Origin of the sequence: Chthonomonas sp. (genome assembly GCF_035294165.1) — a bacterium.
Lineage (GTDB): Bacteria > Armatimonadota > Chthonomonadetes > Chthonomonadales > Chthonomonadaceae > Chthonomonas.
This window is the reverse complement of sequence record NZ_DATGLN010000257.1, coordinates 1-15591: the sequence shown is the minus strand read 5'-3', so window position 1 is coordinate 15591 and position 15591 is coordinate 1. Positions and strand designations below refer to the sequence as shown.

Annotated in this window: 13 protein-coding genes; 9 read left to right on the top strand and 4 right to left on the bottom strand. The window is 55.2% G+C overall.

Annotated features, from left to right (window positions below; genetic code table 11):
- The 5 genes from VKV29_RS14740 to VKV29_RS14720 all read left to right on the top strand — a co-directional run.
- On the top strand, positions 1–205 hold a 205-nt coding region (locus VKV29_RS14740; protein ID WP_324202082.1), incomplete at its 5' end, for a putative PEP-binding protein.
- Positions 206–408: 203 nt separating this feature from the next.
- On the top strand, positions 409–864 hold the full coding sequence (locus VKV29_RS14735; RefSeq protein WP_324202081.1) for a MauE/DoxX family redox-associated membrane protein: 456 nt from the start codon (positions 409–411) through the stop codon (positions 862–864).
- 611 nt (positions 865–1475) lie between these two features.
- Complete coding sequence (locus tag VKV29_RS14730) at positions 1476–2450, top strand: hypothetical protein (protein WP_324202080.1); 975 nt, start codon at positions 1476–1478, stop codon at positions 2448–2450.
- A gap of 110 nt (positions 2451–2560) precedes the next feature.
- Positions 2561–2851 carry a cysteine peptidase family C39 domain-containing protein gene (locus VKV29_RS14725; protein WP_324202079.1) on the top strand — a complete coding sequence of 97 codons (291 nt, stop codon included), beginning with the start codon at positions 2561–2563 and terminating at the stop codon, positions 2849–2851.
- Positions 2829–4085 carry an O-antigen ligase family protein gene (locus VKV29_RS14720; RefSeq protein ID WP_324202078.1) on the top strand — a complete coding sequence of 419 codons (1257 nt, stop codon included), beginning with the start codon at positions 2829–2831 and terminating at the stop codon, positions 4083–4085. The genes VKV29_RS14725 and VKV29_RS14720 overlap by 23 nt, the downstream gene beginning before the upstream one ends.
- On the opposite strand, the gene VKV29_RS14715 is transcribed toward VKV29_RS14720, so the two are convergent.
- Together VKV29_RS14715 and galA are read right to left on the bottom strand one after the other, a co-directional pair.
- Complete coding sequence (locus tag VKV29_RS14715) at positions 4082–6454, bottom strand: glycoside hydrolase family 95 protein (RefSeq protein ID WP_324202077.1); 2373 nt, start codon at positions 6452–6454, stop codon at positions 4082–4084. The genes VKV29_RS14720 and VKV29_RS14715 overlap by 4 nt on opposite strands.
- Positions 6455–6529: 75 nt before the next feature.
- Positions 6530–9331 carry a beta-galactosidase GalA gene (galA, locus tag VKV29_RS14710; RefSeq protein ID WP_324202076.1) on the bottom strand — a complete coding sequence of 934 codons (2802 nt, stop codon included), beginning with the start codon at positions 9329–9331 and terminating at the stop codon, positions 6530–6532.
- A 145-nt stretch (positions 9332–9476) separates the two neighbouring features.
- Between galA and VKV29_RS14705 the strand changes: the two genes are divergently transcribed.
- From VKV29_RS14705 to nuoI, 4 genes are all read left to right on the top strand, one after another.
- The gene (locus tag VKV29_RS14705) at positions 9477–11336 is read left to right on the top strand and encodes a hypothetical protein (RefSeq protein ID WP_324202075.1); all 1860 of its coding nucleotides are present in this window, start codon (positions 9477–9479) and stop codon (positions 11334–11336) included.
- Between the two features lie 73 nt (positions 11337–11409).
- Positions 11410–13353, top strand: a complete 1944-nt coding sequence (locus tag VKV29_RS14700; protein WP_324202074.1) for a phospholipase C — start codon at positions 11410–11412, stop codon at positions 13351–13353.
- A 519-nt stretch (positions 13354–13872) separates the two neighbouring features.
- Positions 13873–14445, top strand: a complete 573-nt coding sequence (locus VKV29_RS14695; RefSeq protein WP_324202073.1) for an NADH-quinone oxidoreductase subunit B family protein — start codon at positions 13873–13875, stop codon at positions 14443–14445.
- Entirely contained in the window at positions 14445–15008 is a 564-nt protein-coding gene (gene nuoI, locus VKV29_RS14690; protein WP_324202072.1) for an NADH-quinone oxidoreductase subunit NuoI, read from the top strand. Before VKV29_RS14695 ends, nuoI begins: the two co-directional genes overlap by 1 nt.
- 67 nt (positions 15009–15075) lie before the next feature.
- Here nuoI and VKV29_RS14685 read toward each other — a convergent pair whose 3' ends face one another.
- Both VKV29_RS14685 and VKV29_RS14680 read right to left on the bottom strand, forming a co-directional pair.
- Positions 15076–15372 (bottom strand): hypothetical protein, encoded by a 297-nt coding sequence (locus VKV29_RS14685; RefSeq protein WP_324202071.1) that lies wholly within the window; start codon positions 15370–15372, stop codon positions 15076–15078.
- A 23-nt stretch (positions 15373–15395) separates the two neighbouring features.
- Positions 15396–15591, bottom strand: a 196-nt coding sequence (locus VKV29_RS14680) for a hypothetical protein (RefSeq protein ID WP_324202070.1), incomplete at its 5' end; no start/stop codon positions are given.

Here is a 15591-nt window from a genome sequence, read left to right as displayed (position 1 = left end):
GCGCATGGCCACCGAATCGGCCAAACGGGTGAGGCCGGACATCAAGTTAGGAATCTGCGGAGAGCATGGCGGCGACCCCGATAGCGTGAAGTTCTGTCATCGTATTGGGCTGGACTACGTCTCCTGCTCGCCGTTCCGTGTACCCATCGCGCGTTTGGCCGCCGCCCAGGCTGCCATCGAGAATGCAGCCGAAGGCGATAAGTAAAGCCAAAATTTTTGTTGTGCGGACACCCCTCTGCCACTGCAGAGGGGTTTTGTTATTTTAGGGGTACCGGAGGTGCGTAACAGTTCTTAACAGAAACTGCATAAAGAGGAGACTAAAATGTATCCGTAGGGTGTATTGTAAGCCTTGACTCGGATAAAAACTCTTGTTATACTTGATGCAAGTAGGAATAAAGGAAGTAAAAAATGGGCAAGCGAGCACAAGAGAATATCCCCAGTTTTCTCATCGCCTTTCCGATCGGTGTGTTATATGGTTTGGCCGCTATAGCCAAACTACAATCCTTTTCCAACCTAGTAGATACCGTGCGCATCGCACAGCTTATTCCGGAGGGTTGGGTCGTGTTATTTGCAAAGGCGCTGCTCTTCGTAGAGGTCTGTATCGCTTTAGGGTGTCTGTATAGCCCAACACGGCTGATAGCTTTGAAGACAGCGCTCATGCTAAGCGGTGTTTATCTTGGCTATGGGCTATGGCGTCTGATTGAGCAAATACCTGTTCCCTGCACCTGCTTCGGGGTATGGTTCAAGATGCCTCCATTTTTAGAGATCGTCTTAAATCTTTTCCTCATAGGCTACCTAAGTGTTAGCCTACGCTATTTGCTTCACTGGGAGCCACGGGCTTCTAGCTTATCAACGGCCTCATAGGCTATAGACTATCTTATCCAGAAAGGACAAAAGTCAAATGAAAAACATCCAGGTGATAGGGCTGATGTTAAGCCTTTTAGGGCTGACGATTGGCCTCTTTGGGGTTGGTACAACCGATCCACAGGCGCATGTGTTTGTTACCCACATACTCTCTTCAAAAGCACTTTCAACTCTGCGCGGCGCTGGAAGTGTGTGTCAGAAACTCGTATGCACGAGCCCAGTTAAATGCATCGGTGGGGTCTTTCTTAATGGAAAAGCATTGTCTGAACAATTAATTTACAAGCCAAATTACCAATGCCAACCGGTTATAGGCCCTGGCGATTGCTCAAATTTTGTTTATTATGACTGCCCCACCTATATATTCTGGTCACTTCCTGCATGCGTTGGAAGGGTCGTTGGGTATTATCATCCGACGAATCTGCCAATCTGTGGGCTCGGTTAATAATCGTGCGATGAGGTGGAGGCTTAATGTTTTCACTGCTTTGACGGAGGCGGGAGATGTTCCGCACTACTGTGGTGTTGATTAGTGTTTTTTTGATTACCGTACTCTATCTTCCTACACTCGCCCAAAAAGCGGACTATCTCCGACGCCTCAGAAAGCCTTGAGTATATTGGATATTCGCGAAGCTTTGAAACAGGCCAAAAAGCAGTTTCCGCCAGTACGCGTGACGTGTATCAAGGTGACTCGAACGATGGATGCTGGGCATCCCAGTGTGAATCCGAGCGATTTAGGCCCTTTGCAGAATGCACCTCTTCATATTCCACTCCAACCTCCGGTAGTGACAGACCAAATTGAAGTTGCTTACAAAGGGAACAAAGTATATTGCCATTTTTCGCCGCTCCAAGATCCAACCCAAGAAGAGGATACGGAAATATACGATGGAAAGCAGCAAAATTCGATATCGAGACTGAGCACAACCTCTAAATTAACGGATACACTGAAGAATAGGTCACAAGCCGCTACCTGGGCCTCCCCGCTAGATTGTAGCTATACCTTTGAAGTGGGCTGGAATGCCGACACGGTTTCTGAGTTTCCTTTTCATATATCAAGAGTGATCTATGATAACCGATTTGGCCGATTATATATCCTCGATGGAGATGATAAAACCTATGCACTTCACTACCAATTTTGGATTGCGCCAGAATATGGCTATATTGCCGTACGCAGTAGCATGAGAGCTAGAGGACGTGATGTAGCTACAGAGACACGGGCGGTTTGCGAGCAAGCTATGCTACTCAACGGTGTCTGGTTACCTATTAAGTGTAAGATAGTGCATCTATCAGCAAAGTCAGGAAGTACGCCAGAGGTAACGAGCGTTGAGGAATTCAAAGACATTCGATATTCCTTCGATGTGCCTGATAGTCTATTCACGCCTAAATTGCCGGTTGGCTCCGACGTGTATGATGTGGATAAGCATCTGATTTATCATGTAACCGATAAAGGATGGATTCTTGACCCTCGATCGGTTAAGGCCAATGAGCAGCACTACCTCTTTGCTTGGCTATTTATCGGCAGCCTTACCGCCCTGGTGCTGATCCTTTCCGGCATTTTTATTGGATGGAGGCGAAGACAGAGAGGTGCCTAGGCCAGTGAAAAATATACAACCAAGCAGTGAAATAAAAGAAGATAATCCGTTAACACCTGCTTTGAAGGAGTTGGTTGAAATGGCGATACGCTTGAGAACTAAAATAAAAAATGACAACATTACAAACTGTTGCTGCCCGCTATCGAGTCCGTCTGACCGGTTATGCGATGACCGTTTTGGATTTGAAAAGAAGGAGGGTTTTGGGTATTCTGCATGTAGATTGCAACCACTTCATCGCGTTGATTGGATATACCGATTCCGGAGTAACCGTTGCCGACCCTGTTGGGCCGGGACGGTACTACCTATCTAACTGGAGTTATGGATACTTACAGCGGCGATGGGATGGCGTTATTCTCGTTAAGGAAAACAATGACGCTCGTGACATCATCGTTGGCCACTAGGCGCCTCGCAGCCTCTGTCATTTGGCCGTTACGCATCGGCCTGGCTGTTATTGTGTTAGGCTTCTTCCTCTTGCCAGACACCTTCCTTGGCCGCCTGCTGCCCCTTCAGACCTACGATTTCTTAGAACAGGATGGCATCTATTTCACTTTGGGACAGGAGGTCTTGCTTTTACCGATCATCGCTCTGGTTTGGCTGTCCTACGAAAGAGTAAGTCGAGCGGATGCGAACGCGCAGAGGCTTTGGCTGCTGCTGGGGGGCCTCTTTGCGGTGCACATTCTCTACTGCTTCTATCCGCCTTTGCGCTTGGGCACGCTGCGTTGCTGTATTTACCTCTTGGCGCCTATTGGAGCTGGGCTGTTGGCAACGCGCCTTTGTGGGCGTTTTCGGTACGCGCTAGTCCTCCTGCTTGCGCTAGTATTGCTTCAGGAGGGCTATGCCTTTACCGCCTACCTGCATGCCAAGCATATTGTGGTTTCGGGAACGGTTCGGCGTGCCGGAGGCACGTTTGACGCGCCAAACACTCTGGGGTTAATGGCTGCGGCGGCGTTGCCGATAACCTGTCTGTTCTTACTGGAGCCGAGGCCGCTTTGGCAGCGAGCGCTGAGCGGTCTCTGTTTTTTCGGGCTGATGGGTCTGCTCGCGCTCTCCGGCAGCCGTGCCGCGGCGCTGGGCCTCGCTGTCGCAACCGTTTGGATGTTGTGGAAGGTTACAGAACAGCGTAGGCAAAGCCCGTTGAGATCGGCTTGGTTTTGGGGCGGGATAACAGCCTCCTTAGGAGCTATTCTGTTCATCAACGGGATGCGGTTGTGGGGACATATTAATCGAGTTTCGACCGATCGCTCCTCTCTCGGCCATCTGCGCCTGTGGCGCCACGGTTTCCACGTCTTTGCGAAGCACTGGCTTTTTGGAGCCGGCTTGGGCTACATCTCACTGGCAACTGAGGATAATATCGTTGACTATGTGGCATACGACCCTGAGAATCTGTTACTGCAGTGGCTAGAGCAGTTCGGTGTGATAGGGGGCGTGCTGTTTTTGCTGGCCGTTTATCTTGTAGTAAGAGCTATCAAAGGGCGTTCGCTATGCCACATTACCCTACAGGCGATGTGGGCTGCAACGGCCATCGTGGGCTGTTTTAACCCCGTTTTAGCCACATCGAGCATGGCAGGTGGGGCGCTTGTGGGCGTGCTTTTGGGCAGCACGTTGTTGTTGCCGGCAGATTCGGGCGCGAGCTAGGAGATCACAGAGATCGTGTACTCCTCGCCGGCTTGCGCCTCGAAACGCACCTCCTTATCGCCCTGTGTTAGCCGTTTGCCCTTATGAAGGACGGCCATTCTTGCTGCGGCTCGTATATGGCATGGAGCCGAGCGCAGCGCGCGCACTTTCGCCCCCGTCATGGCGCCCTGGTTCCAAGTGATGTCCACCTCGAAACCGCCGCGAGCGCGAAGCCCACGAACCGAACCCTTAGGCCAGGCGGTAGGTAGTGCCGGCAACAGCGCGATGTAGCCTTCATGGCTTTGCAGGAGCATCTCGGCCACGCCGGAGGTAAACCCGAAGTTACCGTCTATTTGGAAAGGCGGGTGCGCATCGAACAGGTTTAAATAGACCCCGCCACCATGCACCTGTATGCCGGTTACATCTACCGGGGTAAGTAGATCGTTCACCAGTTTATGCGCATGGTCGCCGTCACGCAGGCGGGCCCAGAGGTTAATTTTCCACGCCAGTGACCAGCCGGTGCCGGCATCACCGCGTATCTCCATGAAGCGCCGGGCCGCCTGAGCCAGTTCCGGTGTTCCATCGGGTGTTATCTCATTGCCGGGAAATAGCCCATAGAGAGGCGACATGTGGCGATGATGAGGGTCGGTCGGGGGGAAATCTTTGTACCACTCTTGAATCTGCCCCTGCGAGCCGATCTGATAAGGCAAAAGTCGTGCCCGCGCGCTGCGCAACTGCGCCACAAACTCCGGATCGGTTTTAAGCACCTCGGCCGCCTCGATGCAGTGGCCGAACAGCTCACGAATAATGGCCATATCCATGGTGGTGGCGACGCTAGAAGCGGCCGACTGTCCATCGGGCGCAATGAAGCGCAGCTCTGGTGAGACGGATGGAGCCGTTACGAGATGCTCTTTACCATCTTCGATGAGCCAGTCGAGGCAGAACTCTGCCGCGCCTTTCATTAAGGGATAGGCGAACTCACGCAAGAAGTGGACATCATGGGTATAGAGGAAATGCTCCCAAAGATGCCGGCAGAGCCAGGCGCCTCCCATAGGCCAGTTCGCCCATACGGGGTCGCCTCGCCCCTCTCCAACCGGAGCCGTTTGCCGCCAGAGATCGGCATTATGGTGGGCTGTCCATCCGCGCGCTCCGTAGTTGATGCGAGCCGTCTTCTGCCCGTTTTCAGAAAGCTCACGGATGAATGTGAACAGCGGTTCGGCGCATTCCGAAAGGTTGCAGCTTTCGGCAGGCCAGTAGTTCATTTCGGCATTGATGTTCAGCGTGTAGTTGGAACTCCAAGGCGGACGCAGTTCGTGGTTCCAGATGCCTTGCAAGTTCGCCGGTTGCGTTCCGGGGCGTGAGCAGGCGATAAGCAGGTAGCGGCCGTATTGGAAAAGCAGCGCTGCCAAACCCGGGTCGGGGCGGTGTTTGCTCTGCACAAGCCGTTCTTCGGTGGGCAACATTTCCCCTTCAGAGGAACCTAGATCGAGACTAACTCGGTGGAACAGGCTTTGGTGATCACACACATGTTCATCTTTCAGCGCCTCGTAGGTGCGTCCTTGGGCTTTGGCTAAGGGGGCATGGGCGCGGGCGATAGCGCTTTTTACATCGGTGCTCGGCGGGTTACGAAAACCGTTAAAGCTCGAACCGGCCGATAGAATAAGCACGACCTCATCTGCCCCCTCGACACGGAGACCGTGGGCGGTTGTTTGGAGATGCCCGCCCTTTGCTTTCACATGCACGTAAAGTGCGAACCGCATGCCCGGCCCGTCGGGGGTGTCGGAGTAGATAACCGGATTCGGCGCGTTAAGGTAGTTTGGAGCGATGTGCGCCGGGCAGCGCCCTTGTAGCAGGAGGGTATCGGCGGCGACGCCTTCGAGCGTTGAGGGATGCGGGCTGGTGGGACGTACCGTAAAGGTGAGGCCTCCTGGCGAATCGCAGGTCAGACGCATCACGATGACCTGGGCAGGATGGGAGGCGAAGACCTCGCGTGTAAATTGGGTGGCGCCAAGCCGATAGCGAACGGTGGCAATTGCCGTGTCTAGGTTTAGGTCTCGTACATAGTCTTCGGGCGGCGCCTGTCCAGAATCGAAGTCCAGATAGAGATCGCCGAGGGGTTGGTAAGACTCGTTGTAGGGGCCTTGCATCTTCTGGCACAGCGCATCCCCCTCGTGATAGTTCTCGGCCAGCAGGGCACGGCGCGCCTCAGGAAGCACTTCACGCGCCTGAGGGTTGTTCCAATCGCGTGGGGCGCCGGACCAGAGGGTGTCTTCATTCAATTGCAGGCGCTCGGTAGGCCATCCGCCAAACACCATCGCGCCCAGGCGCCCATTGCCCAGCGGCAGCGCCTCTTCCCAGGCGCGCGCAGGCTGCTTGTACCACAACCGCATCTTCTGTTCGCTCCTTTTTGGGTTGCCTTTGCTTTCTGCAGACAAGGGTAGGCACGAAGCCTACCCCTACACAACCTATTTCATCGCCGAGGGGGTGGTGGTTATGGTGAGTTCAGCCGGTGCAAGTCCGTCGGCTGAGGCCCGCACATGGATGAGGCCCGCATGTTCTCCGGCTCTCACTATAAGCATGCACTTCCCGTTGAAGGCGCTGCGGTAGTCGGCGATGTTAGGCTGATGGCAGCTCGGATCGCCGTTTCCAACGCCGGCAATGGTGCCGGCACCGGTAACTTGAAAATGAACCAAATTGTCGCTGGTGGGAACTGTGCGTCCTTGGGAATCCACCACATCCACCTCGATGAGCGCTACCTCCTCGCCGTCGGCAGGGAGCGTGGTTGTGCTTGGTAGAAGCCGCAAGGCCGCTGCAGGGCCGGTGGTTTCGACGATGTCGGTCGCTACGGTTTGACCGGAGGCATCGTAGGCTTTCGCCTCTAATGTATCGGGGCGATAGGGCACACTCCATTCCACATGGCCCCATTTCGGCATAGGTTTCTTGCCTAAACTCTGCCCGTTGAGGAAAAGCTCCACTTCGTCGGCATTGCTATAGCACCAAACCGAGATAGGTTTCCCCTCCTGTCCCTGCCAGTTCCAGTGGGGAAGGATATGAACGATGGGTTTATCTCCCCACCACGCTTTGTAATAATAGTAGTTATCTTTTGGAAAGCCGCACATATCCATAATGCCGAAGTGCGAGTTGATGCAGGGCCACCAGTAGGGAGTTGGTTCTCCACGATAGTCAAAGCCCGTCCATATAAAGCATCCGGCGACGAAGGGTCTTTCGGCCACCGGACGCCAGGCATCTTCGGCAGTTTGTGCCCAAGGGGGGGCATTGAGATCGTAGGCGCTTACGTAGCCCTTTTGCGGGTCGTTTGCATAGATGCCCCGATCGGATACGGTGCTGCCCGCCTCACTGGCGAAGAAGGGCTTATCGGGAAAATGCTGGTGAAACCAATCGTACCCGCCGGGATTATAGTTCCCGCCTTGGAGGTCTTCGACGTTCGAGATGCCTTTTCCCCAATCTCCATTCATCGCGCAGGTCACCGGGCGCGTTGGATCGAGTGAGAGAACCACCTTCTTCATGGCGGCAAAGATGCGTGCTCCCTCCTCCGTCCCTTGTAGTGGCTCTTCGTTGCACATAGACCACATAATGATGGAGGGATGGTTTCGGTCACGCTGAATCATCGCCGCGAGGTCGGAAAGGTTCGAGTAGGGGGCGCCGTGAGGGGTTTTAGGCGTGTAGACATCGCCTAAATGCCGGTTCTCATCCATCACCAGCATACCGAGGTGGTCGCAGGCGGTCAGCAGCTCTTCAGAAGGCGGGTTATGGGAGCACCGATAGGCGTTTGACCCCATCTCCTTAAGTTTTGCGATGCGCCACCACAAGAGGTTATCGGGCATGGCGATGCCGACTCCGGCAAAATCTTGATGGTTACAAGTTCCCTTGAGTTTAACGGGCTTGCCGTTGAGGTAGAAGCCGGTATCGGCGCGAAACTCGATGGTGCGCACGCCAAACTCGGTTTTCACCTCGTCTAGCGGCTCATCTCCCTGTTCGATGCGGCTTACGGCCGTGTAGAGATAGGGCGAATCGAGCGACCAGAGATGCGGGTTAGGTACGGAGATGTTTTGAACGATTTGGCGTGTCTGCCCCTGAGGAACGAAAAGTGTCGAGGTGGCATGCGCTATCGGTTTGCCGGTGGCGTCGAGGATGAGCGAGAGAAGATGAACCGAGCGAGCCTGTTTGGATTGGTTGGTAACATCCGTTTGGATGGTAAGCAGGGCTTGATGAGAGGACGGAAGTTTGGAGGTGACAAACACGCCCCACGGAACGATGTGTAGTGGGTTGGCAATGGTGAGCCAGACATGGCGGTAGATTCCGCCTCCCTCATACCACCACCCCTCGGCGCTGCGCGCATCCACACGCACGGCGAGCACGTTCCACGCTCCATAGTGCACAAACGGAGAAATATCGTAGCGCACGCCGATATATCCGCTCTGATGTCGCCCCAGAAAGTGCCCATTCAGCCAGAATCGGCTATCTCGGTAGATGCCTTCAAAGTAAATCCAGACGCTCTCTCCTTTGGCTGAGGCGGGAATATAGAAGCGTTTACGGTACCACGCCACGTTGGTTGGCAGAAATCCATGGGAGCCATCGGCATGTTCATCGTAGTTTCCCTCAACCACGAAATCGTGGGGGAGATGAACCACGCGCCATTGGCTATCGTTGTAGGAGGGAAGGGCGGGACCGCGGGCGGCATCCTGATTGACATAGGGCATGAGGAGCGTGTTGCCGATGCCGCCTGCACCGGCCGTATTTTGCACCAGAACAAGAAGAACATTTGGGCCTTTGGGACGCCATGCGCTCTGCAGAGGCACGTCGAAAGGGTCGTCCCAGCCTTCATGGTGAAGAAGGAACTTGCCGTTCAGATAGACGGTTGCGTTGTCGTCCACGCTATCGAAGTGAAGCATGGGGTGGGGGTAAGAGACAGAAGGCAAGAGGGTGCGATACCAGCTGTAGCCTACCCTGCCGTGAAACGTATCTTGTCCTGGCGTGGCCGTGTTCCAGGTGGAGGTATCGAGTTGTGGGTTCGAGTAGGTTATTACGTCCTTCGGATCGTTTTCGCCTTGCTGCCAATGCCACAGGGTAATGGGCACTCCCTGCAGGGTAGCGGGTATATCACCCAAATGAAAGCGCCAGTTGTCGTCTAGGCGCATACGCACGCGTGCGCTGCCTTTTTGGCATGGAAGCGTGATGAAGAGAAGGCCAAACAGAAGCGGGGCAAACATAAAGAAGACCTTTTCCCATCGCCTGGGGCGGGTCATAACTGTTCCTCCTGGAGGTTTTGAAAGGGTTCAATGTTAAAATAGAGTTCATCATCGAACCGATAAGTTCCTGCCGATGCCGCGATCGGCATGCGATATTCGGATGAATAAGGATAGATAGTTGGAGCAAAAGAGACCACTACCGTTGCAACGTGCAAAAGTTCTTACGGTGTTGCTCTATGCATCTTTACTGGTGGCCCTCATCAATACCATGGCTGCCTGGCGACGCACGGCCATCCTCGAGGCGACATGGAAAAGCAACCCGGACGAGCTGAGCGCACGGTGGGTGGCGCGCCAAATAGACGCTTTAGGCCCGAAACCGGGTTCCATAGCCCTGCTGCTCTCGCATCGCAATCCCAACGCCATCTGGTTCGACTATCGTCTGCACTACCTTGTTTTGCCGTGGAACTTCGATCTGTTTTGGGATGTTCTGCCACAAAACTCAAGCAGGCAGTTTGAGCTTCTTATCGCCTATGGGGCGGCGCAAACGCAGCCTATTCCCCCCGGTTGGCGGTTAGTAGGACGGGCGCAGCGCGCCTCGCTCTATGCTTCTTCAAGCTATCATGGCTTTTCCCTCCGTCCGCAGAGGCCTAGCAGCCTCTTCTCTCTTTCTCTCTCCGCGTTCTTCGGGCTTGTGAGCCTAGGGGTGTTGGTGATAGGAGGGTGGTGCGCTCTTAGAGTGGTCTCTCCTACGCGGGTGATGGCTACTTGGTGGGGCGAGCTTGCCGTGTCGCATCTGGTGGGAGCGGCCATGTTGGCCTGCTGTGTCTCACCGATCGCGTTTGCAACAGGGTATTTAGCCCTCTGGGAGGGCTATGCAGGGCTTGTGGTCGGTGTGCTGGCTTCTTGGGCCGGAACGCGCATCTTTTCAAACAGGCAACCTAAAGCCTGCTCCAGGTGCATAGAAACAACGGTCTCCTGCTTTGCGCAGGAGCGGCTGCTTTCCATTCTGGCATGGGGCGTGCTAGGGATAGCGCTGTGTGTGACGGTTTGGCAGGGGTTAGCGCTCGGCATTGACTGGGATGGTTATTCCATTTGGCAGCTTAAGGCGAAAGCCTTTGTAACGCTGGGCGGCTCCTTAGGTATTTTGCACGATCAAAATCACTTCTTCTATGCCCATCTCGACTATCCGCTGTTGGTACCCTTACAAACCTGGTGGACGTGCGCGCATGCCGGTGCCTATTCAGAGTGTTGGGTGCAGTGCATAGGGCTTCTCTTTACCGTGGATATTCTCGTTCTGTTTGCCGATTTCGGCTTGCGGTTTATAGGGCGCACACCGTCCGTGGTGGGGTGTGCGCTTCTGCTGGCTATGCCCGTTTTCGGCCACATGGCGCTGTCCGGCTTTGCGGATGTTCCTCTCGCCGCCTATCTCCTCGCAACAGGAATAGGGGTTGTGCTGACGCTTTTGGGAGAGCAGGGTGCGCTCTGGGTTACCGGATGGCTATTTGCAGGGCTTACCTTAACGAAGAATGAGGGTTTGGCCGCCGATCTCGCTATGCTCCTTGCCTTCCTTTATTGCACAAGAGACCGGCGGCACTTAAGGCGCCAAGGGCTTGTGCTATGGCCGGGTTTTCTCCTATTTGCCTACCTTCCTTGGACGACGATGAAGCATAGATGGCATCTGACCAGCGATCTTTTTGTGCCCGGCGTACTGCAGCGTGCCGCGAACCATACGCTGCCCCACCTGCTCACTATTCTCTCCGAATGGACGTTGCATCTGCTGCAGATCGGCCCTTGGTATCCGGCCTGGGGGCTGTTGTGTGTGTGGATTATTGTGGGGTTATTGTGTCGTGGGGCGCGCGCACAAGAGATGGCTCGGTTCTTTGCCCTAGTGGCGCTTCTGTTGTTGGCCTTCGACTCGGGGGTGTACCTCATCACCCCGCACAACCTTCATTGGCATATCGCCACTAGCATGGACCGACTGCTTCTGCAGGTGGCTCCTCTACTCCTTCTCACCGCTTTTTGGGTCTGTTTTGGCAATTTGCGCCAAGATTCTCCCTCTTAATCTGCTCTTAAACTCAAATGGAGTAGACTAATGCAGTTATGTTTGTAAGCCCCGATAGGAGGAGTGCAGCAAAGTGTTAAGAAAAGCGTCATGGTCTATTTTGGCTGGAGTAGGTGTGAGCCTTTTGGCAGCTAGCCCCGCTTTTTGCCGCCCGCAGCAAAATCCTCTGGCGGATGTAAGACCCGACCCGGCCATTGCTCGTTATGCAGTGCCTGCGGATAAGGAGCCTACCCTCTCGCGGGAGGAGTTGCTAGAACTTATCCACAAAAAGATTCGCTATGTCTTCATTCTCTATCAGGAAAACCGCTCTTTCGACCACTATTTCGGAACCTTTCCTGGGGCGGAGGGGTTATTCTCCCATCCGGCGGCGGAGACTCCTGGGTTTTACCAACCCCTTGTTGGGGTAGACGGGCTAACGCGCACCATTCACCCGTTTCGCATTGGGCCGGCCGAGTTTGCTGCGGATACGGACGATGTGGATCATTCGCACGATGGCATTGTCGCCAAAATGCACATTGTGGATGGAAAGCCGCAGATGGATCGCTTCGCGCTCACCGAGGAGCGGAGGATTTCGCGGGAGGGCAATCCCTCGCTAAAGGCGGTGCAGTTCGGCGAGCTTACCATGGCCTATGTGGATGGGGACACGATTCCTTTCTACTGGCGTTATGCCAACCGTTTTGTGCTTTTCGACCATATTTTTCAACAGATGACCGGCCCTTCTACCCCCGGCAATCTCGCCATCATTGGGGCTCAAAGCGGCCTGACTCAGTGGATGCTCCATCCAGAAGAGGCTTTTAAGGGGGGCTATAGCCCCGGCGTGCCGGTTCTCAATGATGCCAATCCGTTTTGGGGTTCGCGTGAGGATAGCACCACAGAGGGGCGTATGCCCTATAATCCGGAAGACCTCCGCTATCCTCCTCAACTGAATCTCACCTACGCTACCTTGCCGTTGTCGCTGACGGGTAAGCGAGCCAAAGAGGTGACCCAGCATGACCGCGACCCCGATAAAGACCTGGCCGATGTGCTTGACGATGTAAGTTTTCTTTCCAACTCCGGCGGAGACCTCATTCCTTGGGGATGGTTTGAGGAGGGTTTTGACAAAGAGCCAACCGATGCCAACGATGCCGACCCCACCGACGCCGCTGGGCTTCATGCCTCTTACGTCACGCACCACAACGGCCCGCAGTATTTCGGTTACATCGCCAACAATCCGGAGATGGCCAAGTCGCTGCACGGGCTTGAGGACTTCTTTGAAGCCGTTGACCATCGCAAGCTGCCGGATCGCGGGGTGTTTTACGTAAAAGGGGGCTATCGCAATATCTTTGGTATGAAACCGGGCGATCCCGACCCCAGCGTTCAGAAGAACTTTCTCGGCGATGATGACCACCCCGGCTATTCGGACGCCCAGATCAGCGAGGCAATGGTGGCCGAGGCGATCAACCATATCGCCCGTAGCCCATACTGGAAGCAGTGCGCGATCATCATTACCTGGGACGATTCGGAGGGCGATTACGACCACGTGCCGCCGCCGATGCGGGCTGTTGGGCCGGACGGCAAATGGCTTTCGGACGGGCCGCGCGTGCCGCTTATCTTCATCTCTCCCTTTGCCCGCACGCACTACATTGCGCATGAAGTGGGCGACCACGCCTCTGTGGTGAAGTTTGTAGACGCGGTATTCGGCCTGACGCCTTTGGCCGATCTGCCAGATGAGAAGAAGGGTCGCGCCATTGGGGAGCAAAAAGGGCTTCGGAACATGGGGCCTTTCGACGACATCACCCCCGACATCACCGATCTCCTTTCGGCGTTTGATCCTGCCCGTTTAACCGGCAAGGCGTCTCCGCTTCCACCGAGTTACGTGGAGATTCCTGAAAACATCGTGCACACCCTGCCACAAAAGAGCGGCTACGGTCTACGCCAGATAGGGGTCGTTCCCACCGATTATCGGCTAGGGATTAAGAACGAACTCCCGCCCGACTTCAATCCGCGTCCGGGCACCAATCCTACCGCGCCGAAATAGGCACAGGCTTGCAAGCAAACCGAAGACCTTTCAGCTCTCCGCCTTATAGAATGGGGGGGCGTGTGGAAGAAGAAAGCCCACCGGCTCCCTGAAGGTCTGTGCCGACAGACCGCTGGTGTGCCTGTATCGTCTGCGAGGTCGAGCCTTTCTGCGCTGAATGGAAAGGCTGCGAGTGCCGTCGGTTGGTGGTGGAAGTAGCCCCCGCGACACGCCCCAAATCTGTTCAGGCTGCGGCTAGAGCGTCCCCAAGAAACTCTCGGTTCGGTGGCACTCCTGCCCTTACTGCGGTTTGGGAAACCCATCGCGACATGAATGCGGCCTTGAACATCCAAAAGAAGGGCGCAGGCAGCGCCTCCCCAATGGCACAAGCCATCGGCTGAGAAACGAGAACCCCATAGGCTTTAGACGTGGGGGTGTTAGAAGCGGGTATAATGAGCAGAACTCAGAGCAGCGCTGAAACGTATCGGAAAAAAGATAGCGCAAGCGAATGCTTCGACGATTTGGTGACGGGAGTTAGTGATGGCCTACAAGACGGTTGAGCTTGCATTGCACGACTCGGCTACACCGGTTCCGAGCTTTGGGCCGGGGGGCACGCCCTATGTGCTTGCCAAGCTCGATGAGTTGGTGAACTGGGCGCGACGCAACAGCTTGTGGCCACTGACATTCGGTCTTGCCTGTTGCGCCATTGAGATGATGGCCTCTGCCGCCACACGCTTCGACATTAGCCGCTTTGGGTCGGAGGTGTTTCGCGCATCGCCTCGCCAGGCCGATGTGATGATCGTGGCCGGAAGAGTCTCCACGAAGATGGGGCCGGTGTTGCGCTCCATCTACGAACAGATGCCCAACCCCAAATGGGTCATCAGCATGGGGGCCTGCGCGAGCACGGGCGGCATGTACAACAACTATGCGATCATTCAGGGGGTAGATCAGATCATTCCGGTAGATGTGTACGTTCCGGGCTGCCCCCCAAGCCCCGATGCCCTCATCTACGCCGTAATGAAGCTTCAAGAGAAGATCAAGGCACAAGGAGCCGGTAAGCTGATCGAGTTGACGCCTCTACAGAAAGAGACTTCGGGGAGGGAAAGTAGGTAATGGGGTTCTTAACGCGCCTTGGAGCCATTAAAAACCAAGTCGGTGAGACGGTGGGAGGCGCCAAAGCCATCGCCATCGGCATGGGCATTACCCTGCGTCACTATGTGGAGCAGCAACTGAAGCTCAAACCGAGTGGCACGGTGCAATATCCGGAGGAGCGGCGAGAGCAGTATCCGAGAATGCGTTGGCGCCACTACCTTACTCGCTACGACGATGGGCTGGAGAAGTGCATCGGGTGCAGCCTTTGCGCCGGTGCCTGCCCGGCTCGCTGCATCTATGTAGAGGCGGCAGATAACACCGACGAAGCGCGTTATTCCCCTGGAGAGCGCTATGCCGCACGCTACGAGATCAACATGCTGCGATGCGTTTTTTGTGGCTACTGCCAAGATGCTTGCCCCACAGGGGCCATTGTGCTACGTAAAGATTTTGAGCTGGCCGACTACGACCGTCTCGATTTTCTGTACACCAAAGAGATGCTTTTGGAGCCGGCCCCCCTTGCCCCAACCGTTGCCGCTTCCTCTATTCGACCGGTAGAACGCGAGTTAGAGGCCACCAAAAGGTAAAAAAGGCCTTCTTTTTTGTCCACGCTCGAAGTGGCAGAAGGCAAACAAGCTTGAAGGCTCTTGATGATTAGCGCCCAGAGCGGCCGGGTCCGGGGCTTGAGACCACACCGGCATCGCCGCTGCTAAGTACCTGTGTGGTCGTGCCGGTCTGTTCAACCTTGCCACCTTGTTGGCTAATGCGCCCAACACCGGTGCCGCCGGCACCAAGCTGGCGGCCTGTGCCGTTATCGCCCTCCACAAAGTCGCTCTCGTAGCCGGGCGACGTGTAGTGGATAGGGAAGGCATCGCAGCCGGTAAGTGCGGCAAGGCCTAAAACCGCTATCAACCCCAAAAAAAGACGCTTTCGACCTATAAACAGCTTCACAAGAACGCTCCTTAATCTATTCTTTAGGGCTTCTCTTCGGCGTCCCCGGGTTTCTGTATGCCCAACTGCTGCGCCTCGTTGGGCGTAAGCAGGAGACAGCCGGCTAGGTACAGAAGCTCTTGCCGCGAAAACGGGAAGAGAACATCCCACAATTTCGCTTCACGCTCCGGCCCCATCTGTCCCTCAAAGAGGGGGGCAATGATCGTGATGTCAATATAA